Origin of the sequence: Cytobacillus sp. IB215665, from assembly GCF_033963835.1 — a bacterium.
Lineage (GTDB): Bacteria > Bacillota > Bacilli > Bacillales > SM2101 > Nanhaiella.
Window position 1 is genome coordinate 333,763 of sequence record NZ_JAXBME010000002.1, and the last position, 21,512, is coordinate 355,274.

The 21,512-nt window shown below is 33.0% G+C and carries 24 protein-coding genes and 1 riboswitch; of the genes, 18 read left to right on the plus strand and 6 right to left on the minus strand.

Annotation, left to right across the window (positions count from 1 at the left end):
* Window positions 1–89: 89 nt before the first annotated feature.
* The 5 genes from SLH52_RS03595 to SLH52_RS03615 all read left to right on the plus strand — a co-directional run bounded on the left by SLH52_RS03595 (window position 90) and on the right by SLH52_RS03615 (window position 6,771).
* Window positions 90–290 (plus strand): YqgQ family protein, encoded by a 201-nt coding sequence (locus tag SLH52_RS03595; protein WP_320207917.1) that lies wholly within the window; start codon window positions 90–92, stop codon window positions 288–290.
* A gap of 92 nt (window positions 291–382) precedes the next feature.
* Window positions 383–1,348: an ROK family glucokinase gene (locus SLH52_RS03600; RefSeq protein ID WP_320207918.1), complete on the plus strand. Its 966-nt coding sequence runs from the start codon at window positions 383–385 to the stop codon at window positions 1,346–1,348.
* Window positions 1,349–2,206: 858 nt separating this feature from the next.
* Window positions 2,207–4,099 carry an LTA synthase family protein gene (locus SLH52_RS03605; protein ID WP_320207919.1) on the plus strand — a complete coding sequence of 631 codons (1,893 nt, stop codon included), beginning with the start codon at window positions 2,207–2,209 and terminating at the stop codon, window positions 4,097–4,099.
* A 267-nt stretch (window positions 4,100–4,366) separates the two neighbouring features.
* Window positions 4,367–5,560 (plus strand): M14 family metallopeptidase, encoded by a 1,194-nt coding sequence (locus SLH52_RS03610; protein ID WP_320207920.1) that lies wholly within the window; start codon window positions 4,367–4,369, stop codon window positions 5,558–5,560.
* Between the two features lie 77 nt (window positions 5,561–5,637).
* Window positions 5,638–6,771: a hypothetical protein gene (locus tag SLH52_RS03615; RefSeq protein ID WP_320207921.1), complete on the plus strand. Its 1,134-nt coding sequence runs from the start codon at window positions 5,638–5,640 to the stop codon at window positions 6,769–6,771.
* A gap of 349 nt (window positions 6,772–7,120) precedes the next feature.
* Here the strand turns inward: SLH52_RS03615 and SLH52_RS03620 are convergent, their stop codons facing one another.
* Window positions 7,121–7,297 carry a DUF2759 domain-containing protein gene (locus SLH52_RS03620; RefSeq protein ID WP_214480445.1) on the minus strand — a complete coding sequence of 59 codons (177 nt, stop codon included), beginning with the start codon at window positions 7,295–7,297 and terminating at the stop codon, window positions 7,121–7,123.
* Window positions 7,298–7,384: 87 nt separating this feature from the next.
* Complete coding sequence (locus tag SLH52_RS03625) at window positions 7,385–7,867, minus strand: hypothetical protein (RefSeq protein WP_320207922.1); 483 nt, start codon at window positions 7,865–7,867, stop codon at window positions 7,385–7,387.
* A 101-nt stretch (window positions 7,868–7,968) separates the two neighbouring features.
* Here SLH52_RS03625 and SLH52_RS03630 point away from each other — a divergent pair, with 101 nt between their 5' ends.
* Both SLH52_RS03630 and SLH52_RS03635 read left to right on the plus strand, forming a co-directional pair.
* A complete protein-coding gene (locus tag SLH52_RS03630) occupies window positions 7,969–8,604 on the plus strand; it encodes an MBL fold metallo-hydrolase (protein ID WP_320208057.1) in 636 nt (211 codons plus the stop codon).
* Window positions 8,605–8,608: 4 nt separating this feature from the next.
* Window positions 8,609–9,736: a class I SAM-dependent methyltransferase gene (locus tag SLH52_RS03635; protein ID WP_320207923.1), complete on the plus strand. Its 1,128-nt coding sequence runs from the start codon at window positions 8,609–8,611 to the stop codon at window positions 9,734–9,736.
* Between the two features lie 138 nt (window positions 9,737–9,874).
* Here SLH52_RS03635 and SLH52_RS03640 read toward each other — a convergent pair whose 3' ends face one another.
* Both SLH52_RS03640 and SLH52_RS03645 read right to left on the minus strand, forming a co-directional pair.
* Window positions 9,875–10,117 (minus strand): DUF2626 domain-containing protein, encoded by a 243-nt coding sequence (locus tag SLH52_RS03640; protein WP_320207924.1) that lies wholly within the window; start codon window positions 10,115–10,117, stop codon window positions 9,875–9,877.
* An 85-nt stretch (window positions 10,118–10,202) separates the two neighbouring features.
* Window positions 10,203–10,904, minus strand: a complete 702-nt coding sequence (locus SLH52_RS03645) for a helix-turn-helix transcriptional regulator (RefSeq protein ID WP_320207925.1) — start codon at window positions 10,902–10,904, stop codon at window positions 10,203–10,205.
* A gap of 336 nt (window positions 10,905–11,240) precedes the next feature.
* Between SLH52_RS03645 and comGA the strand changes: the two genes are divergently transcribed.
* The 10 genes from comGA to SLH52_RS03695 all read left to right on the plus strand — a co-directional run bounded on the left by comGA (window position 11,241) and on the right by SLH52_RS03695 (window position 16,992).
* Window positions 11,241–12,314 carry a competence type IV pilus ATPase ComGA gene (gene comGA / locus SLH52_RS03650; RefSeq protein ID WP_320207926.1) on the plus strand — a complete coding sequence of 358 codons (1,074 nt, stop codon included), beginning with the start codon at window positions 11,241–11,243 and terminating at the stop codon, window positions 12,312–12,314.
* The gene (gene comGB, locus SLH52_RS03655) at window positions 12,298–13,332 is read left to right on the plus strand and encodes a competence type IV pilus assembly protein ComGB (protein WP_320207927.1); all 1,035 of its coding nucleotides are present in this window, start codon (window positions 12,298–12,300) and stop codon (window positions 13,330–13,332) included. The genes comGA and comGB overlap by 17 nt, the downstream gene beginning before the upstream one ends.
* 25 nt (window positions 13,333–13,357) lie before the next feature.
* Complete coding sequence (gene comGC / locus SLH52_RS03660) at window positions 13,358–13,663, plus strand: competence type IV pilus major pilin ComGC (RefSeq protein ID WP_320208058.1); 306 nt, start codon at window positions 13,358–13,360, stop codon at window positions 13,661–13,663.
* Window positions 13,653–14,105 carry a competence type IV pilus minor pilin ComGD gene (comGD, locus tag SLH52_RS03665; protein ID WP_320208059.1) on the plus strand — a complete coding sequence of 151 codons (453 nt, stop codon included), beginning with the start codon at window positions 13,653–13,655 and terminating at the stop codon, window positions 14,103–14,105. The genes comGC and comGD overlap by 11 nt, the downstream gene beginning before the upstream one ends.
* Window positions 14,089–14,418 carry a competence type IV pilus minor pilin ComGE gene (comGE, locus tag SLH52_RS03670; protein ID WP_320207928.1) on the plus strand — a complete coding sequence of 110 codons (330 nt, stop codon included), beginning with the start codon at window positions 14,089–14,091 and terminating at the stop codon, window positions 14,416–14,418. The genes comGD and comGE overlap by 17 nt, the downstream gene beginning before the upstream one ends.
* The gene (comGF, locus tag SLH52_RS03675) at window positions 14,397–14,867 is read left to right on the plus strand and encodes a competence type IV pilus minor pilin ComGF (protein ID WP_320207929.1); all 471 of its coding nucleotides are present in this window, start codon (window positions 14,397–14,399) and stop codon (window positions 14,865–14,867) included. Before comGE ends, comGF begins: the two co-directional genes overlap by 22 nt.
* Complete coding sequence (gene comGG, locus SLH52_RS03680; RefSeq protein ID WP_320207930.1) at window positions 14,854–15,240, plus strand: competence type IV pilus minor pilin ComGG; 387 nt, start codon at window positions 14,854–14,856, stop codon at window positions 15,238–15,240. Before comGF ends, comGG begins: the two co-directional genes overlap by 14 nt.
* A gap of 101 nt (window positions 15,241–15,341) precedes the next feature.
* Window positions 15,342–15,860 carry a shikimate kinase gene (locus tag SLH52_RS03685; protein ID WP_320207931.1) on the plus strand — a complete coding sequence of 173 codons (519 nt, stop codon included), beginning with the start codon at window positions 15,342–15,344 and terminating at the stop codon, window positions 15,858–15,860.
* A gap of 22 nt (window positions 15,861–15,882) precedes the next feature.
* Entirely contained in the window at window positions 15,883–16,071 is a 189-nt protein-coding gene (locus tag SLH52_RS03690) for a YqzE family protein (protein WP_320207932.1), read from the plus strand.
* A 402-nt stretch (window positions 16,072–16,473) separates the two neighbouring features.
* Complete coding sequence (locus tag SLH52_RS03695) at window positions 16,474–16,992, plus strand: hypothetical protein (RefSeq protein WP_320207933.1); 519 nt, start codon at window positions 16,474–16,476, stop codon at window positions 16,990–16,992.
* Between the two features lie 239 nt (window positions 16,993–17,231).
* On the opposite strand, the gene SLH52_RS03700 is transcribed toward SLH52_RS03695, so the two are convergent.
* A complete protein-coding gene (locus SLH52_RS03700; protein ID WP_320207934.1) occupies window positions 17,232–18,044 on the minus strand; it encodes a YqhG family protein in 813 nt (270 codons plus the stop codon).
* On the minus strand, window positions 18,022–19,722 hold the full coding sequence (locus SLH52_RS03705; protein ID WP_320207935.1) for a DEAD/DEAH box helicase: 1,701 nt from the start codon (window positions 19,720–19,722) through the stop codon (window positions 18,022–18,024). Before SLH52_RS03705 ends, SLH52_RS03700 begins: the two co-directional genes overlap by 23 nt.
* 237 nt (window positions 19,723–19,959) lie before the next feature.
* Window positions 19,960–20,051, plus strand: a riboswitch (glycine riboswitch).
* A gap of 344 nt (window positions 20,052–20,395) precedes the next feature.
* Between SLH52_RS03705 and gcvT the strand changes: the two genes are divergently transcribed.
* A complete protein-coding gene (gene gcvT, locus SLH52_RS03710) occupies window positions 20,396–21,502 on the plus strand; it encodes a glycine cleavage system aminomethyltransferase GcvT (protein ID WP_320207936.1) in 1,107 nt (368 codons plus the stop codon).
* Window positions 21,503–21,512 lie beyond the last annotated feature (10 nt).

The window sequence follows — 21,512 nt, forward strand, 5'->3', positions numbered from 1 at the left end:
TTATTTAGCTTGACGAATTAAGCCATTTCTTTATAAAGTAAGTGATGTACAAGTGATTTGAAATAGTCTGACGTTAGGAGATAATTATTATGAGGACATTGTATGACGTTCAACAATTATTAAAAAAATATGGTACAATAATATACATTGGTGATAGAATTGCCGACCTTGAATTAATGGAATCTGAATTAAAAGAGCTATATCAATCACAGCTTGTAGATGTAAAAGACTACCAGATGGCACTACTATTACTTCGTCAAGAAGTTCAACGTTTGAAAGACGAGTTATAAAAACGTATAAAGCAATTATTTTTTATACATTTTAATAAATTTCTTGTAGTATCGATCGATAAACTTAATTAATAAAAGGAATGAAAGATAGAATGGATAATAAATGGTATGTTGGTGTAGATATTGGTGGAACAACAGTAAAGTTAGCCTTTGTTGATAATGAAGGGAACATTATTGAAAAATGGGAAATTGCTACAGATATTTCTGACAATGGAGAACATATAGTAAACCATATCGCGCAGGCTATAGATAATAAACTATCACAGCTACAAAAATCTCGAAAAGATTTAATTGGAATTGGTGTAGGTGCTCCTGGTCCAGTAAATACAGCAACAGGTGTTGTATACGTAGCTGGAAATTTAGGCTGGGAAAATTATTCTCTAAAAAGTCACTTGGAAGCGATAACAGACCTTCCTGTTATTGTCGATAATGATGCAAATAATGCTGCTGCAGGTGAAATGTGGAAGGGAGCTGGAGGAGGAGCAGAAGACTTAATTTGTGTTACGTTAGGAACTGGAGTTGGAGGAGGTATTATTGCTAATGGTGAACTCGTCCACGGTATAAATGGTGCGGGTGGAGAAATTGGTCATATTACTTCTGTACTAGAAAATGGTGCTTTATGTAGCTGTGGAAAAAAAGGATGTATTGAAACAATCGCTTCTGCAACTGGAATCGTTCGCGTAGCTAAAGAAAAACTTCAACAAACAACCGTTCCTAGTAAATTAAGAGACCTTTCTGAACAGCAAGGACAAATTTCAGCAAAACTAGTTTTTGATACGGCAAAAGAAGGAGATCAATTGGCTCTGGAAATAATTGATTATATGGCTTTTCATCTAGGATTTGTTTTAGCTAGTTTAGCAAATGGTTTAAACCCTGAAAAAATAATTATTGGTGGCGGTGTATCACACGCAGGCGCAATTTTAGTCGATAAAGTAACTGAACAATTTAATCAACTTCTTTTTCCAAGAGTAGCACAAGGTGTATCTATTTCTTTAGCTACTTTAGGAAATGATGCCGGGGTAATTGGAGCTGCTTGGTTAGTAAAAAAGAATGTATAAACAATAGAGGGAAAACGAGAAGGTTGACACATTGTCAACCTTTTTTTGTTTCGCATTTATTACATTGATTGCTGCTTTACGTACTGAAAGTTGAACCCAGTATCCTAGTGTTTATAGCATCTTTTTACAAAAACTGTTAAGTATAACGACTTTTTTTCACATAGAAAGGAGCTCATTGTTTTCATTTATGTGACAACATTGTAAGGAAAATGACATCTATTACGATAGAAGATGTAATACAAGTATATTACACTCATTATAGAGATAGCTAAATGTCGAGGTGTAAGTTATACCCATTGACAACTAGAGTAAGACAAAGTATTGTATACACTGTACTATAACTATTAGTACGCATTTGACTTTGTTTTAAAGTATTAGAGTTATATCTCATTTACAATTAGCTGAAGAGGCATTTCTTACTATCAGCGATTTCACGTTTATTTGTCATATTTATAATACTTAGGATGTTTTTCATAATTTTTGTTATGTTTTTAGATTACGACCGGTTGATAAGAATAGCTACAAAGAACGCCTTTAGGTCAATGTATGAAACACAAAAGTCAGCGCAGCAACAACGTAAATAGTCCAGCATAAAAGCTGTCGTCTAGGTTGTGTTATTATTGGAATAATTCTGAATATAAAAGTACATGAAACTTTTTGTTAGTTCATTCGTCTAATTATAGTAAGCGGTGAATAAGATAAAAAGATTATTTTAACAGAAGATAGTTAATTTTAATTTGCATTTTAGTAAAAAAAGTATTAAGATAACCATTAGTTGTTTTTGTTAATAGCCTATAAATGTAAAAAAATACAAAAAATTTTCCATTAGATATGCAATGATCTAGGGAGGAATTCAGTATGAAAAAATCATCATTGTCAAAAATGTCTATAATTCTTATAGCAACAGTTTTATTATGGATTAAGACATATATTGTCTATAAAACTAGTTTTGATATTAAAATTGAATCTTGGAAGCAAGAATTTATTCTTTTTATAAACCCATTAAGCTTTTTACTCATTGTGTTTGGTATAGCACTGTTTATTAAAGAAAAACGCCGTAATCGATATATTCTTATTACGAGTTTTATTGTTTCTTTTATTCTATTTGCTAATGTAATGTATTATCGAGAGTTTACAGATTTTATTACGATACCTTTACTCTTTCAAGCTAATAATCTAGCAGATTTAGGTAATAGTATATTCGAGTTATTACATGTGACTGACATTTTAATGTTTGTAGATGTGCTCATCTTATATTTCATTATGCGTAAAAACAATATACGTACATCACTAACAACTTTTACAAACAGAGAACGTAGAGCATATTTTTTAATGGTCGCAGCAGTTGTATTTTTTAACTTAGGTCTTGCAGAAACAGAACGTCCTCAGTTGTTAACTCGTACATTTGATCGTGAAATGCTCGTGAAAAATATTGGGTCATACAATTATCACATATACGATCTTGTGTTAACGTCAAAAACAAAAGCACAAAGAGCATTTGCAGACAGCAGCGAATTTGTTGAAATTGAGAACTATTTAAATGCAAATTACACAGAGCCGGATGAAGACCTTTTTGGCGTAGCAAAGGATCGCAATGTCATTATGGTTTCAATGGAATCTCTGCAAAGCTTTGTGATTAACGAAACAATTAATGGCGAAGAAATTACACCATTTTTAAATGATTTAATTGAAGAAAGCTATTACTTTGATAATTTTTACCATCAGACAGGTCAAGGGAAAACCTCTGATGGAGAATTTTTAGTTGAAAACTCGTTATATCCTTTAGGTAGAGGAGCTGTTTTCTTCACTAATGCTGAAAACGAGTTCCGTGCAACACCAGAGATTTTAAAAGAAGAAGAAGATTATTATTCCGCAGTATTTCATGCAAATAATAAAAGCTTTTGGAATCGTGATGTTATTTATCCTAACCTTGGATATGACCGTTACTTTTCATTAGTTGATTACGATGTGAACGAAGAAAATTCAATTGGTTGGGGATTGAAAGATATTGAGTTTTTTGATCAATCTGTTGAGAAGCTTAAAACATTACCTCAACCGTTTTATACAAAATTTATTACGTTAACAAATCATTTTCCATTTGAGCTAGATGAAGAAGATAAAATGGTAGATGAATTTACGTCAAACAGTCGTACACTTAATCGTTATTTCCCAACGGTAAGATATATGGATGAATCATTAAAAAGCTTTGTAGAACAATTAAAGCAAGAAGGTTTATATGAAAATTCTATTCTCGTGTTTTATGGTGATCATTATGGTATTTCAGAAAATCATAATAAAGCAATGGGTGAGTTTTTAGAGAAGGACATCACACCGTTAGATGTCGTACAATTACAAAAGGTTCCATTCATTGTTCATATACCAGGTGTGACTGACAAGAATCCAGAAGTGATTTCTAAAGTATCAGGTCAGCTTGATGTGAAGCCAACACTTCTACATTTATTAGGTATTGATACGAAGGATGATGTTCACTTCGGATCTGATATTTTCTCAGAAGATAAACTAGATTTTATTGTGCTTAGAGATGGAAGCTTTATCACTGAAGATTATGTATATACAAAATCTACATGCTATGATAAAGAGACAGGCGAAGAGACGGACGGTTCTAAGTGTGAGCCTTATGAAGAAAAAGCGAAGCAAGAGCTAGAGTACTCTGATAACATTGTCTACGGGGATTTATTAAGGTTTTATGAAGGAACATCTTATAATGAGAATTTAACAGAAGAGAAATAGTGATGAGCTCATTAAATACCGAATGAAAATATTAAACGCTATGGCCATATGAAGTTGGTCATAGCGTTTTTATTCATGTTTTATTATTGATACTCATATTGTTGTATTAGGCTGTTTTTCGCACTAATAAATTAATACGGATACATCTATAATATCTCTTTTCTTCTATAAAATGATGATAGTCACATCACTGTGGTAATTTCGTATAAATAACGACAAATGTTCGAAAAGAGCCTTGTATTAATAAGATATAAGGAGGAATTACTATTGAAAGTTATGGTAAGAAAAGGTGATACATTATGGTATTTCAGCCAATTATTTCAGATTCCTCTGCAACTTATCATTGACTCCAACCCACATAAGGAGCCTAATGTTTTGGCCATTGGAGATGAGGTGAATATACCAAGCTTTACTTTAAGACCATATACAATTAAACCAGGGGATATGTATTGGAATATTGCGCAAAGGTTTAATTTATCAACTGATGCTTTATTGCTCGTAAATCAACACGTAAATCCAAATAAGTTAAGTATTGGCCAAAGAATTTATATTCCCATTTCCATGTCAAGTGGTGTCATCCACACTAATACCTTATACGATTATCAAGCATTAGTTAGAGATATTGATAAACTACGTCAAGTATACCCATTTATTAAATTAAATGAAGCTGGGAAATCAGTTTTAAATTCAAACATACCCGAACTTATCATTGGAAGAGGTCCAAAAAAAGTTCATTGGAATGGTGCTTTTCATGCGAATGAGTGGATAACGACAGCAATAATTATGCAATTTTTAAATGATTATCTGTTATCACTAACAAATAGTGGGTACATTCGTGGAATTTTAACACAGAAGCTATATGATTCAGTTATGCTGTCAGTTGTTCCGATGGTAAATCCTGATGGTGTCAATCTTGTCATTAACGGCCCACCAAACCAAATGCCTTATAAAACTAAAGTAGTTCAAATAAATAGCGGAAGTATGAATTTTTCTGATTGGAAAGCAAATATTAGAGGTGTTGACCTTAACAATCAATATCCAGCAAATTGGGAAATTGAAAAAGAACGTAAAAAGCCTAAGGCACCAGCTCCTCGAGATTATCCTGGTGATGCCCCATTAACAGAACCTGAAGCAATAGCAATGGAAAAACTAACAGAAATCCGCAATTTTGACAGAGTGCTAGCATTCCATACACAAGGAGAAGAGATTTATTGGGGATATGAAGGTTATGAGCCTCCATACTCAGAAGCAATTGTAAAAGAATTCGTTAGGGTGAGTGGATATAAAGCGGTACGGTACGTTGATAGCCACGCAGGCTACAAAGATTGGTTTATCCAAGAGTGGAGAAGATCTGGTTTTACTATAGAACTTGGAAGAGGAATAAATCCATTGCCATTATCTCAGTTTGATGAAATTTATAACAAAACAGTTGGAATCTTTCTAGCTTCTATGTATATGTGATTTTTAGGTTTTCTTCTTGAAATGAAACCATTCACGCATCATAATCGTATATACAAGTAGGTGAGGTGAACGATAATATGCGTTGGTTTCGGTTTGTTTTTTCTTTAATCATAGTTGTAACAGTGGTCACGGGTTGTTTTATAAATAATGGTACAAAAACGATAGATAAACAACCTTCATTAAGATTTGTAAATGATCTAACTAAAGGGAAAATAGACCAGTTGTATACAGACAATTCAACAATTCAACCAATTGATCTTGATGATCGCAGCATTCAAACGGTTGGGGATTGGTACAATGATACGACGATATTGTTTATTACTAACGAGAATGAAGGTTCTATTGTGTATAAGCACAATATCTACTCAGGAAAAAAGGAACAACTTTATAAGAGCAACTCAGAAATTTCAACAATAAAAGGGAACCATAATCAAAGTTATTTCTTGCTACATACTTTACCGACTACGTATGAGGCAGAGATTATTATTGTTGATAAGGAAGGGAAAGAGGTATTCAAGTGGGCTACAGGTTCTTACGAATTAAACTATGAATGGAACCCTTATAATCCTGAGCTACTATATGTAACAACATTTTTTGCTGATTGGTCCTTTGAAACTTATTTGTTAAATGTTTCTAAACAGAGTGTTGAAGAAAGTACAATCGATATACCATTTATTCAGTGGGCTGGAATTGAAGAAGTTACATATTTAAAGTGGAACCAAGATGAACCTTCTTACTCTGCACCATTGTATGAACAAAACCTACAAATGAAACAAGAGCGTCATTTGATAGAGGATGTTTCTATGTATGCCACTACAAATAATCTCTTAATGACAATTACAACAGATGATGACAGTATTGCTTATTATTCCTTTTATCAAACTAGTCCTATTAAAAAAATGACCCAAATGGAAATTCCGCTGTTAGCTCTTTATTCACAATGGTTCTTCCCTTATTTTGACTTTATTGAAAGTAAGGATGAATTTATCACGTTTGCTCCATACGGAAGTGGTAATTATGATAACTATCACGATGATTTTGAGTTAATTACCTATTCCGTACTCACTGGTGAAAAAAAACTAATCTTGTCAAACATCCCTAACCTACCGATAAATATGTCGCCAAATGGTGAACTTTGTTTGTATGGATACTATAATGAAAAAATTATTAACCTTAATAACAACAAAATCTATGAACTTGTTCAGCTATAATAAAGTTCTGCAAGTAAATTTTTTTTATATAATTAATGCTGATTTTTGTAATAAGAAATAGCATGATACGTGGGTCGATCCTTCATTAATAACGAATAAATTCACAAAATCTCATTTATATATTTTATTGAGTTGGACTTTATTGGAATTAAGGTATTAGGCTGTTTTCGCAAAGGTGGGTGTTATTCGTATTAATAAAATACACCCTATTAAACTAGACTTTGAGTCATATTTTCTGCTATAGCACGATATCTTTATCTTCTGAAAAGGGAAGAAACAAAGTTTACGCGAAAAAATAAAAAACCATCGATTTATTTAATCGATGGTTTAATTATTTTGTTAGCTCTTTTTAGTGGGCAACTGCAGGGTAACCATGATTAATAACAGTCATCACAGTAAAGAAACCAAATACAGCGACTGTTCCAAAAGCAAAAAAGAATCCTAGGAAATTTTTGTTTTTAAGGGAGCTAACAACTCCAATTGCTGCCAAAATAGTAACTAACCCAAATATGAAGACAAGTCCCATCTGTACCATCTTTGTGCCTCCTTTAGATATTATTAGCTTATATGTAAAGGCTCAAAACATTCCTATTATATTTTAATCGTTTTCATCTTATTTGTCGAGATGAAAAAATGACACTTCTATGTCATAAGCTTTAGCGATGCCATAAATTAACTCGCTGTGTTGTTTATCAACAAAATATATGGTATTCTGGCCACCCTCGATTGCAACCACAAACTCATTTATTTCTATTAATGCCATTTCAATTTGTTGTGGCTTACCACTTTTCACAATAAACGGCGAAACCATATCTTTGTACATATAGTGTTTACCTTTTTCAGATTTAAATCCATAATCAGTAAATTTAGTAGTTGGTAATATATTTTCGACGTGAAATAAAACGTACTCTTCTATTTCATAATCATATGTTAATAAATATTCTTTTGCTAATATAGCATCTTCTGAATCAGAAAAAAGCAACAGCTGTTGATCAAAATCAAAAGTGGTAATGTTACTTATTATTGCTGTTATGTCTAATAAATGAGTAGAGTCATCTACTTCTTCCGGCATTTCAACTCCATAATATGTAATCAATTTTTACACTCCTTAAAAGTCAACCTTATTTCAATCTTTCTGAGCATCTTTAATTAGTGTAAAATAAGATTAGAATGACTGCAATGGAGGAATACAAAATGATGAATTGGGAGCAAATTCCGTTAGGTCCCTTACAAACAAATGCATACATCCTTAGGAATGAACAAAATGAATGTATTATCTTTGATCCAGGAAGTGAAGGAGATTCCTTTAATGAATTATTAACAAGAAAATCTCTGCAGCCTTTAGCAATTGTTCTTACTCATGCACATTTTGATCATATAGGTGCTGTTGAAGATGTTAGAAGGAAGTGGGGTGTCCCTGTTTACATCCATAAAGATGAACAAGATTGGCTTACAAATGCTTCATTGAATGGTTCAGCATATTTTTCATTAGGCGCTGTTGTTTGTGATAAACCTGGCGACGTAATCATTGACAAGGAACAACAACTAACGATCGGATCATTTCATTTTACTGTTTTTGAAACACCAGGGCATTCGCCTGGAAGTTTATCATTTTATTGTGAAAGTATTAAGACTGTTTTTTCTGGTGATACACTCTTTGCGGGTAGTATAGGGCGTACTGATTTACCTGGTGGAGACCATCAGCAATTGCTTAATAGCATTCATGCAAAATTATTATCACTTCCTGAAGATACGATTGTGCTACCTGGTCATGGCCCTGAAACGACAATTGAAATTGAAATGAGTAACAATCCTTTTTTAAACGGGTTTTAATACTATGATGAATATGAACACAATTATTAAAGATGCGATTAGTTCAAGTCAAAACAAGATGATTTCTTATGCGCAATTTATGGAATTAGCACTGTATCATCCTAACTATGGCTATTATATGCGAGAACAAACTAAGATCGGTAAAAAAGGTGATTTTATAACGAGTAGTAATATTTCCAATGTTTTTGCTGTCTTGTTTACTAATATATTTATTGATTTAGTCCAACAGCAAAAAGTGCCCCCAATGATTGTTGAAATTGGAGGAGGCAGCGGTCGATTTGCAAAATCGGTACTAGAAGAATGGAAAGAAAGATCTCCCCAGTCATATGAGCAACTTACATATATATTGATTGAAACGAGTCCATATCATCGTGAGCTGCAAAGGCAGCTGCTCATAAATGAACAAGATAAAGTGATTCAGTTTGAACATCTTCAACAGTTCATTGAAAATCATCCTTTTTATCAGGGGGTTGTTTTTACGAATGAATTATTCGATGCTTTTCCAGTTGAAGTAATTGAAAAACGTCATGAGGAATTACATGAGGTTATGGTGACACTAAATGATGACAACGAAATTGAAGAATACTTCGTACCGCTTTCAAATAAAGAAATTATCAAATATTTAGAAGAACAGAACATTGAATTAACTAATGGTCAACGCTTTGAAATTCCGTTACAGATGAAAAGTTTTATCCACCAGCTTAGTAGCACTCTAGAACAAGCGGTTGTATATACTGTGGATTATGGCTATACACATAAAGAATGGCAACATCCTGCACATATGAGAGGAAGTCTTAGAGGGTACCATCGTCATCAGCTCATTAACAATCCTCTATTAAACCCAGGAAATATGGACATCACGTCACACGTTCATCTTGATGCCGTTAAATATTACTACCGTAAGGCTGGATTTACCGAAGTCGCTATGATGAGGCAGGATCAATTCCTGCTTGAGGCTGGTATATTACAATATTTACAAGAGAATAATGATACGAACCCTTTTTCTGAAGTTAGCAAAAGAAATCGTGCGATAAGAAGTTTAATTTTAGATGGCGGGATAAGTTCATATTTTCACGTCATCATGATGCAAAAAAACATGGATATAGCTTGGGAAAAAAACTATATGTGTTAAGGATTATAGTTAAATGCTACACTGGTTGTAGATGGAGGATATTCTTTAGCTTACACTGATGTTTAAATGAACAAGCTCTTTATAATCAAAACAAAAAGCGATGGAAAACCATCGCTTTTTGTTCTTGATTATAATCTCTTAATGTCCTGCGCCAGGTACCATAAAGAATGTAGTATAGTATGTGAAGCCCGCGAAAAAAATTGTTAAGTAAGCACCAAATATATAAAGATACATGCGCTCAGTTAGTTTTAAATAACCTAAAATAATAAAGAAGACCGTTTGAGCGAAGAAAAGCAATGCTACTTCATCCATGTGACCAATATAAAACATAACAGCAAATATACCTGTCCAAAACCCTAATACACGAAACATACGATCCATATGTATAAGTCCCTCCTTTATCCCCTTATATTCCACTTACATATTATAATGTACAATTCAGGCGATTGTAAACATAAGATTGTTACTAGTTTGTGACTTTGACTTGATATGAACAAGAGTCACAGCCGTGAATAATATTATCTTTTTCGATTAGTTTTACATTATTGAATAATACTTCGAACATTCCATGTAAAAAAGCATAATGCATGCCACAAATAGCGTCAGTATGTTTATCAGCTAGTTCTTTAAATGGACAATTGAAGATTTGGAAAAAGATGATCGTTTTATCTTCATTATGTTCAAATTCAGGGTGAAAACCTAAAGTAGTAGCAGAATCTTTTAGTATTTTCAACTTATGTTCGAATGACAGTGCCGTAGTTTGTGTGTCATTTGGGTGAAGCTGTGAATTAATTATTTCTTGACCAAATGCTTTCCCTGTATCAAATAATGCTTCTTTTCCAGCCTCACCTAGTTTCATCATTGATTGTATGGCTACTTTTGCTAATAATTGATAATCGCGAAATGGGAAAAACAGTTGTACCACATCGTCAGATAAACGATATAAACGGCTTGGCCTACCACCTTTTCCTGTCTTCTTTGCCTCTGAAACAAGCATGTTAACATCTTCTAATTTAGACAAATGGAGACGTGCGACATTCGGATGAATTTTAAACTCATCAGCAATTTCTTGAACGGTAACCTCACTATGTCTTTTAGTTATATATTGATAGATGTAATAACGAGTAGGATCAGATAATACATTTGTAATTTTTAAAGTTTGTTCCATACAGTTCACTCCTAACAATGGAATCTTAATTCCATTATAATACAGGCGTATTTACATTTAAATGTTATTTACGTGGTAAACATTAGTTGTTCTAAATTGTTCACAATTTGTTGACTATTTTGTTATTATTGACAAAGCAAGTTTATTTATTAATGTTGAATACGGAGAGAAAAAGATAGCCATTTGTCGTCCTTTTCCTTAAGGGTTAAGCTGCAGCATCTCATAGTTAAATTTATACCCTTCTAAATAAATGTATTTTATACGAAAAAAAAGAAGGAGAATGGAGATTTATGTAGAAGAGTGTTTATTAATCAATATAAAAGGAGGTCGATACATTTGCCAGCGATTGAAAGAATTGGTGATCGCTTGTTAACTGAGGCCCAACACTTGGGCGTATCTGATATTCACTTTATGCCTCGAAAAAAAGATGCTCTGATTCAATTTCGGCTAGACAACGAACTAACTGCAAAGGAAATGATAAGTAAATCAACATGTGAGCGATTAATTGCACATTATAAATTTCTTGCCGGAATGGATATTGGTGAAAGGCGAAGGCCGCAAAATGGCGCATTATCTATGATTATTAATAGCAAAAACCTTCAACTTCGGCTATCAACCTTACCTACGATTAATAATGAAAGCCTCGTTATTAGATTATTACCTTCAGATTCATTTTATCCACTCAACTTTTTAACTCTTTTCCCTAATACGACAAAAAAGCTTATTTCTTTATTAAAGCATGCTCATGGGTTAATCATTTTTACAGGTCCAACTGGCTCGGGTAAAACAACCACATTATATTCTTTACTTCATTCATCCCAACACCTGGTAAATCGCAACATTATTACGCTTGAAGATCCAATTGAAAAAAGGAGTGATAAAGTCATTCAAGTACAGGTAAATGAAAAGGCAGGTATCACATTCTCAAATGGGCTAAAGGCGATACTACGACATGATCCTGATGTAATTATGGTTGGAGAGATTCGAGACGCAGAAACTGCCAAAATTGCTGTTAGAGCATCACTTACTGGACATTTAGTGTTAACAACCATGCATACAAGAGAAGCGAAAGGTGCCATTTATAGGCTGTTAGAATTTGGTGTTCCAGTACAAGACATATCTCAAACTCTAATTGCAATTACCGCCCAAAGGTTAGTGAATATTAAATGTCCATTTTGTGCTGAGGAGTGCTCTATATATTGTAAAACGTTACGCACATATAGGAGAACGAGTATTAGTGAGTTTGTGTACGGGAAAATATTAACAAAAATGATTGATGAAGCTAAGGGAGATTCAGTTGTCTATAGTTATAAAAAAATGAAAGATGTTATTAGTAAAGCAATAGCTCTTGGGTTTATCTCTACTAAAGAATTCGATAAATGGGTATACAAAGATGAAATCGAAAAATAAATGGAATTTAAAACAACAAGCCCAATTTTGTCGCAGGTTAGGTGAGTTGCTAGAGAAAGGGTATACTTTATCTCAAGGGATTGAGTTTCTCACTTTACAATTGTCTAAATCACAACAAGAAGATCTACAATATTGCATAGGAAAAATGAAAGAAGGTTACTTACTTCACGAGGTTTTAGAACATTTATCTTTTCATAGGGACTTACTGAGCTATTTATACTTTTCTGAGCAACAAGGTGAATTAGCAAAAGCATTGCTAGAAGGTAGTTCAATTATAGCCAAAAAAGATGTATATTATAAAAAGTTTATTAAGGTTATTCGTTACCCTGTGTTTTTAATCGTTGTAGTGTCTTTATTGTTTGTGGCTGTGCAGCAAGTATTATTGAATCAATTTGACCAATTAAATCAATCAATGAAATTAACAAAAACTACTTTCTCAACAATTCTACAAAATGTGTATGCGATTACACCTTATATCTTTTTAACTGTTTTGTGTTGCCTTACCTTATCGTTAGCGTTTTACTTTACCTTCTTCAAGAAACAATCTCCTATTTTACAAATGAATATCATTTGTAAGATACCGTTCCTTCATTCATCAGTAGCACAAATAAACTCCCAATATTTTTCTTTTCAATTAAGTACTTTACTTAATGGTGGACTATCAATTAATGAATCATTGTTGATTTTTGAGCGGCAGTATCATTTAGCATTTTATCAGTTAGAAGCAGCACGTATTCGTCAGCAGTTAACTTCAGGAGAATGCTTAGAGGCAATTATTGAATCAAGACCTTATTTCGAGAAAGAATTAGCCCTAGTTATTTCTCACGGACAATCCAATGGAAACCTTGCAAATGAATTGTATCATTATAGTCAATACACATTACTAAGAATCGAAGAAAAAGTGATGTCATTGTTAAATGTTTTACAACCAGCTCTTTTTATAAGTGTAGGTATGGTCGTTTTGTTCATTTATTTAGCAATCATGATTCCAATGTTTCAGTTAATTAAAGCTTTATAGTATGTGTGAAAGAGGGGATAAAATGATGGACGACAAAGGTTTTACGTTAATCGAGATGTTAATTGTCCTTATGGTAATTTCAGTACTTTTAATTATAACAATACCTAATATTACTAAACATAGTAAAGTGATAAACGAGAAAGGGTGTGATGCATTAATAAATATGGTACAAGCTCAGGTGAAAGCTTATGAGATTGAACATGAAACGATTCCGACAATAACTGAACTTTTAGAAGAAGGGTATATTACGACAAATACGTGCCCAGGTGGAAATGTTATAGAAGTGGGTACCGACGGTAGCGTGAAGGAAGGTGATGTGACTGAAGAATGACAATTATAAAAATGAACGGGGTTATACATTAATTGAAGTAATGATTGTATTAGCTATCGTCTCTATAATGGCTTCCGTTTCAGTTCTACAAATTAACCCTCTTATTGAAAAAAGAAAGATGGCACATTTTTTTGCCCAATTAGAAAATGATATTTTTTACGCTCAAATTTATGCATTGAGTAATCAAAAAAGCATAACACTTCTTTTCTCAAATCAGGATTCAACATATTATGTTCTTTCTAATGGTATGAGCTCTCCCATCATGCAACGCTCATTTGACAAAGGTTTAAACATAGAAAAAGGAACATTAGGGTTAAGTATATCTTTTCGTAGTAATGGTGCTATAAGTCAAGCTGGAACATTAATTGTAAATCATCATGGTAAGAAATATAAAGTTGTTTTTCTGCTAGGAAAGGGAAGGTTTTATGTTCAAGAATTGTAATGGCTTTTCTATGATTGAACTATTAGTATCCTTAAGTATATGGCTTCTTCTGCTCCTCATATTATTACCTCCGCTAACTCATATTGTACAGGAACGAAAAAACATTCAGTTGATCAATACAGCTAATCACATTGTGTCGAATAAGCTTCAAATTTATCATACAGAATCGTATTTTGCAGATGAGCAAATGAACGTTAACAATTATAAGTTCACAGTTGCTTGGGAAGACGCGAATGAATTAGCTAAAGTATGTGTATCGTATATAGATTTTCGAAAGGAAGAAAAGAAAAGGTGTGGTTATACAAACAAATAATTCGAACTGCAAAAGGTTTTACGCTCATAGAGGTTTTGTTATCACTATCTATTTTTTTATTAATCGTTGCATTTTTACCTACCATGATAGCTATTGTTTTTCCGAATTATGATAATAATGATCAAATCAATAATCAAGAATGGGAATTATTTCTACAACAAGCGCGTATTGAGTTGAGAGAAGCAATTGCTATCAATGTCAATTCCAATACATTATATTTAACGACTAGTCATCAGAAAACGATTTCCTATGAACAATACAAGACTATACTAAGGCGTAGGGTAGATGGGACAGGGCATGAAGTGTTAATACAAAACATTTCCTCTGTTATCTTTCGTCCTGTTACAGAAGGTATTATTATCCAAGTTATCGATCTTAGTGGTGAATTATACGAAGAGCGAATTTCTTCAATGGTAACATTGGAGGTGCCTTACCGTGAAAAAGAATAATGAACATGGTTTTATTTTTCCAGTTACGTTAGTTATGAGCTTGTTATTTTTTTTAGTGCTACTTCATCAAATAGAAATGTATGTAGTAGAAAAAAACTTTTACCATGAAATAGAACAACTTTATATACTAGAAAACATTGTGCAAATGACTACTACAGATATTTTAACAGACATTCATGACAATGCTCACCCTATTCAAAATAAAATATACACATATCCAAATGGACAAGCAATGTACTCAACAGAACAAATTGAGGAAAGGCTGCTTAAAATATCGATTGAATGTAAAACATTACAAAACCGTCTTTACAATGCCTTCTTTATTTATGAATTAGAAGAGGGTAGAATAATAAAATGGGTAGAAAACCATTAGTGAACTCGTACAAGAAAAACTCAAATATATTCGCCAATTAAGTGGGAAGCATTACATTAACTACATTAAATTTAAATATTTTATTACTATGGGGGGAGAAAATGAAAGCAGTCATCTTAACAGGCTTCATGGGTGCTGGAAAAACTACTGTAGGAAAAAGTTTAGGGGAAGAGTGGAAGTTACCTGTAATTGATACTGATGATTACATTGAAAAAAAAATGGGCAAAAAAATTAGTGAGCTTTTTAAAGAAGATGGAGAGGATACATTTCGTCAATATGAAAGAGAATTGCTACCTACATTACCAACAGAAAATGTTGTGATTACTACCGGTGGTGGAATCGTTATTCAAGAAGAAAATCGTAATTGGATGAATGATAATGGTTTTGTGATTTATTTACATTGTGATCTAGAACAAATCATCTCTAGACTAGAAGGGGATTCATCTAGACCTCTAATAAAAAATAACAAAAAGGAACAGATTGAACACATATTGACAACAAGACTTCCATATTACAAAGAATGCAGTGTGACAATCGATACAACAAACAAAAGTATAGCGCAAATTGTAGATGAAATTAATTTAGAGGTTAAAAAAAGCATAGGAGGAGATAATAAGTAGTAGATGGTAGGAGGTGTAGCTGTTGTCTACGAATGATTATGTGAAATATGTTACCCAACAAATTGTTAGTTATATTGACCAACCGAAAGAAGAAAGAAAAAAGTATCGTCAAAAACGAAAAAATGAACGTACCTCTTTTGGAAATCGATGGTTTGGTGTTTTGCCTCTAGCATTTTCAATGTTTGTACACAGAAAGATAAAGACGAAGTAAACTCCTCGTTACAGAAGGCGGTTTTTGCATTAATTGGTGTTTTTCCTATTAGGAAATACAACTAAAGTTCTTGGCATCTTTTCTTTCTGTAATATGATGACTAACATATAAAGCCACTTCGATAGTATAAATTTGACGATAATAGCAACAAAGTTTATTAATAGAGCCTTAAAGAAAGCGTAAGTGTTACACGCATATATGTGTATATGATAATTGTGAAAAATTAAATATGTTTGGATTAGAACATCTTCACTTGTGAAGATGTTCTTTTTAGAGTTGAAAATTGATAGTCAATTGTATGAAAAAAGTATAACTAATTAGTCATCTATCCCTTACATTGTTTATTCGTCCTGCATTTACTACTTATATATGACAGTATTTTATTTAAGGAGGGCGTATGGGTTGATTCAAAAGGGTGACAAAGTGGTAATGCATAGTTGTGAAGAGGCAATTAAACACAATGGTAAAATTTGGACTTGTAGAACTGATGAATATGAACGACATGGAGAAAGGCTTGTTTTTCTAAAAAATTATAGTGGCTGCTTCCCTATTGAGTATCTACAGAAGGTATATCTTAAATCAGAAAAACGAGAGCTGCTAAATAAATTAAACGAACAACAAGAAGAACTTGAAAGGCTTAAAGAGCAGTTAGACTGTTCTGTTGATGCTGCTACTGATTTTTTTGATGATAAAAGTTTTTATAAACATGAGTTGGAAAAAGCAAAAAGGGAAATTAAACATTTAATGGAAGAAAACACTAAAATTAAACGAGAAAGTATGTATTACAATAAGGATAAAAAGCAGAATGTGGAAGAGGAAAAAAAGGATCTTCAGAAGGAGAAATATTTTACAGATAAAGATAATAAGAAACAAAAAAAAGAATCAAGAAAACAAGCGCTTGAAGAATATTTTGATAAGTAACCTTTAACGTGAGACTTTTACTATATAGTTCTAGGTAGGATAAACTTTGTTGCTATTGAGATTGATTTATAACAGCAGCAAATAAACATATACAATTTTACTTCATTGTAAAACTGAAAAGCTGGATTTATATGTAATTTTTTCTTAGTACTAAATTCAACAATCAATGTAAGATAGGCCAATTATTATAAGCATACTCCAAACACATAGCCATTTATTTTTGATGCTATAACATGACGTTATGCATCTTTTTTAATGTTGGACGTTTGTCTAAGGTAAAATAAGCCTCCGTTTATCACTTTTACATTTATTGTAGGTTCGTATTGTTCCTGGAGTGCTCTTTTTTCTGTTTCATAACAATCAGGCTTTTCTTCTACTCCTTCATAAAAGTGATTTAATAGTGATAAATCCTCATTCCATCTTTCGCGTGCTTCATCAGCCCAAGAGTGATCTTCTTGTTCAATCATGTGATTTATATGTTGGTTCAAACGTACTAGTCCACTTTGTGGCATGATAAGTGGTGACATGGTAAAGCATAGGTCAGGTATTTTAGGTGTTAACCGAAGTTTATTTAATTGATTTTGGAAATTTGTTACTATCATGCCATTAATCATATGTAAACCTAAAGAATGAATATAGTCACGTTTGCGATCACATTCGTACGATATTAGCACATTGATACCTATCCAAGGATAGAGAGGGATACTTGAATGGTTTGTTGGTGTCACGTTATCTTCATATAGACGAATGAACCCAGCTAATTTTTGTAATGAGGCAAAGATCTGATGTAACCGAGGTGAACCAAAATGTACAACCTCACCTTTTTTTGTGGTTGAAGCTTTACTCTGATCCGTAATGAGTGTAAGCTTCATTGGATTTGGTGTCCCTCCTGTTTTCTCTAAATAATGCCAATAAAATGGTCTGTTCATTAATTCTTTATCAAGGTCAACTGATAATTGTACTGTTAAATAGCCATGTTCATTTTCAATAACATGACAATCGTTCGACGAAAAAAAATGGTATAAAAAATTATGAATTTCCTGTTGATGCATGATTTTCCCTCACTTCATTATTTATGTGTTCAGCAAATTGTATGGCTGATGTTAAGTTATCCATTTTTATTTTCATTTCTCCTTCGCTCCTTGAGTTGAATAAAATATCTTGTAGCTGGTCCTCTAAATTTTTTATGTCTAATCTTGTCAGAATTTCATCTAGCTCTCCAACCACTCTTTCGAATAAATGTATTTTTTCATATAAAAGCTTTAACATATGTTCTTCTACAGTATGTTTAATAGCAAAATTATAAATAAATACATCGTTTTCTTGACCAAGCCGATGTACTCGTCCAATTCTCTGTTCAAGGCGCATTGGATTCCAAGGTAAATCGAAATTGATAATATGGTTACAAAATTGTAAATTTATCCCTTCTCCGCCTGCTTCAGTTGCAATTAATACTTGGGCATGATTTTTGAATAATTGTTGCATCCAATCTTTTTTACTTCTTTTAAAACCTCCTCTGAATGGAACTGAAGATATACCGTGTTGCTGCAAAAACCATTGTAAATATAGTTGGGTGGCACGATATTCTGTGAAAATAATAACTTTATTATTTATCGACTTGATTAATTCCAAAGCTTTTATAGCTTTTGAATTTTGAGTAACTCCTTCTACCTTTTTAAGTAACTCTTCAATAAATAATGGTGGCTGAATAGGGTTGCCTTCTTCATCTTTTTTATTTAGCATATTTTTTAATGTATAAAAAACCGCCTCGCGGCTACTGCATGCTTCTCGTTGTAAAGTGATAATTGAAAATTGACTATTTATGTATAGATGACTATTCGTTCGTATATTATTTATAGAGTTATATAGTTCTTGTTCTTCATTTGTGAAATCAATTGGCACAGTTTGAACGTGCCTTTTCGGCCATTCAATACCAGTATCGCCTCGACGATTTCTGAGCATAACTTTATTTACAAGCTCTTTTAAATATTTATCATTTTCAACAGTGCGATTTTTAGCAGAAAAAGCTTGTTCAAAATAATCTTGATTACCTAAATGTCCTGGTTTAAGAAGCGAAACGAGGTTAAATATTTCTTCAATTTTATTTTGTATAGGTGTAGCTGTTAATAATAAACAAAACTTTTTCTTTAAATGCTGAACAAACTCATAGTTTTTTGTTTTATTGTTTTTTAATTTATGGGCCTCATCAATAATAATTAAATCATAGCTTTGTTCGAAGATAATCTCTCGATGTGGATTGCGTTTTGCTGTATCAATTGATGAAACGACAACGTCACACTGCTCCCAAACATAACTTTTCTTTTGTTGAATAGCTGGTATAAAAAATTTTTCATTTAATTCTTTACACCATTGAGTAACGAGGGAGGCAGGTACTAAAATTAATACTTTCTTAACCAATCCACGGATCATGTACTCTTTTAAAATGAGACCAGCTTCAATCGTTTTTCCTAAACCAACTTCATCAGCTAAGATCGCCTTGCCGTTCATTTTTTCCACAACCTGTTTTGCAACATCTAATTGATGAGGTAGAGGAGTGAGGTTTGGTAAATGTTTAGGAGCTTGCAATCCATCGAATGTTGGAATGACAGAGTGTTCAGCTGCTTCAATTGCCAATTTATACAGGTTGTTGTTTACCCACGGCCCATCATCGTTAATACGCTTTGAAAAGTTTTCTTGCCATGTTTCATCGAATTGAATATTAACTTTCATATGCTATGTCCCCCTTGTGATAAAAAGTTTCTTATTTCGGGGAAAATCATTGTTTTATATCGATTTGACTAAAAATCAGTATTGTAAGCGATTTACTTTAGCAAAACACGAACATTTAATCTTTTCCCGTTCAATAACGTTAGAAATATTATATTGCTCAATAAGGTCAACTAATGGTAGGATGATAGTATATTTTATTGTAGTATGTGCAAGTTTTAAAATTAATATTAACAGCGAATGACGGTAGAGGGAGAGACTACGTATTTGTAGCGCCGAAGGAGCAAGCATTAATTTGTGAATCTCTCAGGCAAAAAGACTTCTACTTGACGCAACTCTGGAGAATGTTCTTCATTTTTTGCGGCAGTGAAGTATTACATAGCGAAAATGATGAACTACCAAAGGGGCAAGCTTTATTGAACGAACAAAATCGAATCAATAAGGTAAACTTTCAGGTACCAGGACAGAGATCTTCACAAATATATTGTGGAGTTACTCTGTCTTTTTTTGCATGTGCATTTCGGTAACGTTTGTATGTCCAAGCGCTTAGCTACTCGAGGTCACTTCACCATATCACCTGAAGGTAAATGCCGCCTTCAAGTAATATGCCTCCAGTGCTTGTTGGGGATAAACAAGACGCTTACGCATTTAATTATTACAAAGGGGAGGAAATAATATGTCTCAATTAAAGCGTACACCTCTGTTTGAAGTATACGAACAATCTGGTGCTAAAACGATCGATTTTGGTGGCTGGGATTTACCAGTACAATTTTCTAGTATTTTAGAGGAACATGAAGCAGTACGAACGCGTGCGGGACTTTTTGATGTATCGCATATGGGGGAAATCACTGTTAAAGGTGAAGGTAGTTTAGCATATTTGCAAAAAATGATGACAAATGATGTATCAAAGTTAAAGAATGGAAGTGCTCAATACACAGCAATGTGTTATGAAGATGGAGGAACAGTAGACGATTTATTAATATATAAAAAGTCTGATAACAATTTTTTGCTCGTTGTAAATGCAGCGAATATAACTAAAGATTATGAGTGGTTACAATCACACCTTTTCGGGGATGTTGTTCTAGAAAATATTTCAGCGAATGTTGCACAGCTTGCTATACAGGGACCATTAGCGGAGAATGTTCTTCAAAAACTAACATCAACGAATCTACAAGACATTAAGTTTTTTAAATTTCTCGATAATGTAGATTTGAAAGGATATAAAGCCCTTGTGTCTCGAACAGGTTATACTGGGGAAGATGGGTTTGAAATATATTGCGATAACGAAGATTCTATCCATATTTGGAAAGAAATCCTTGAAGAAGGTAAGCCTGAAGGGATTCAGCCATGTGGACTTGGAGCGCGTGATACACTTCGTTTTGAAGCTAACCTACCATTATATGGCCAAGAACTTTCAAAAGATATTTCACCGTTGGAAGCTGGCATAGGCTTTGCTGTTAAGGTGAACAAAGATGTTGATCATTTTTTAGGGAAGCAACGGTTAGTTGAGCAAAAAAATGAGGGTATAGTACGCAAGTTAGTCGGTATTGAAATGATTGACAAAGGCATTCCGAGACATGGTTATGATGTGTATATAGGAGACGAAAGAATCGGTGAGGTAACTACTGGAACTCAATCACCAACTCTTAAGAAAAATGTTGGTCTCGCCTTGCTGAAAACTGAATTTACTGAACTAGGAACAGAAGTTGAAGTTCAAGTTCGAAAACGAAAATTGAGAGCAATAGTAGTTTCAACGCCGTTATATAAACGTCCAAAAAAATAAGTACTTTATA

Excerpts from the sequence above, each read along its gene's own strand:
- SLH52_RS03595 (WP_320207917.1), top strand. The coding sequence starts at position 90 with ATGAGGACATTGTATGACGTTCAACAATTATTAAAAAAATATGGTACA.
- SLH52_RS03600 (WP_320207918.1), top strand. The coding sequence starts at position 383 with ATGGATAATAAATGGTATGTTGGTGTAGATATTGGTGGAACAACAGTA.
- SLH52_RS03605 (WP_320207919.1), top strand. The coding sequence starts at position 2,207 with ATGAAAAAATCATCATTGTCAAAAATGTCTATAATTCTTATAGCAACA.
- SLH52_RS03615 (WP_320207921.1), top strand. The coding sequence starts at position 5,638 with ATGCGTTGGTTTCGGTTTGTTTTTTCTTTAATCATAGTTGTAACAGTG.
- SLH52_RS03620 (WP_214480445.1), bottom strand. The coding sequence starts at position 7,297 with ATGGGACTTGTCTTCATATTTGGGTTAGTTACTATTTTGGCAGCAATT.
- SLH52_RS03630 (WP_320208057.1), top strand. The coding sequence starts at position 7,969 with ATGAATTGGGAGCAAATTCCGTTAGGTCCCTTACAAACAAATGCATAC.
- SLH52_RS03635 (WP_320207923.1), top strand. The coding sequence starts at position 8,609 with ATGATGAATATGAACACAATTATTAAAGATGCGATTAGTTCAAGTCAA.
- SLH52_RS03640 (WP_320207924.1), bottom strand. The coding sequence starts at position 10,117 with ATGGATCGTATGTTTCGTGTATTAGGGTTTTGGACAGGTATATTTGCT.
- SLH52_RS03645 (WP_320207925.1), bottom strand. The coding sequence starts at position 10,904 with ATGGAACAAACTTTAAAAATTACAAATGTATTATCTGATCCTACTCGT.
- comGB (WP_320207927.1), top strand. The coding sequence starts at position 12,298 with ATGAAATCGAAAAATAAATGGAATTTAAAACAACAAGCCCAATTTTGT.
- comGC (WP_320208058.1), top strand. The coding sequence starts at position 13,358 with ATGGACGACAAAGGTTTTACGTTAATCGAGATGTTAATTGTCCTTATG.
- comGE (WP_320207928.1), top strand. The coding sequence starts at position 14,089 with ATGTTCAAGAATTGTAATGGCTTTTCTATGATTGAACTATTAGTATCC.
- SLH52_RS03685 (WP_320207931.1), top strand. The coding sequence starts at position 15,342 with ATGAAAGCAGTCATCTTAACAGGCTTCATGGGTGCTGGAAAAACTACT.
- SLH52_RS03700 (WP_320207934.1), bottom strand. The coding sequence starts at position 18,044 with ATGCATCAACAGGAAATTCATAATTTTTTATACCATTTTTTTTCGTCG.
- SLH52_RS03705 (WP_320207935.1), bottom strand. The coding sequence starts at position 19,722 with ATGAAAGTTAATATTCAATTCGATGAAACATGGCAAGAAAACTTTTCA.
- gcvT (WP_320207936.1), top strand. The coding sequence starts at position 20,396 with ATGTCTCAATTAAAGCGTACACCTCTGTTTGAAGTATACGAACAATCT.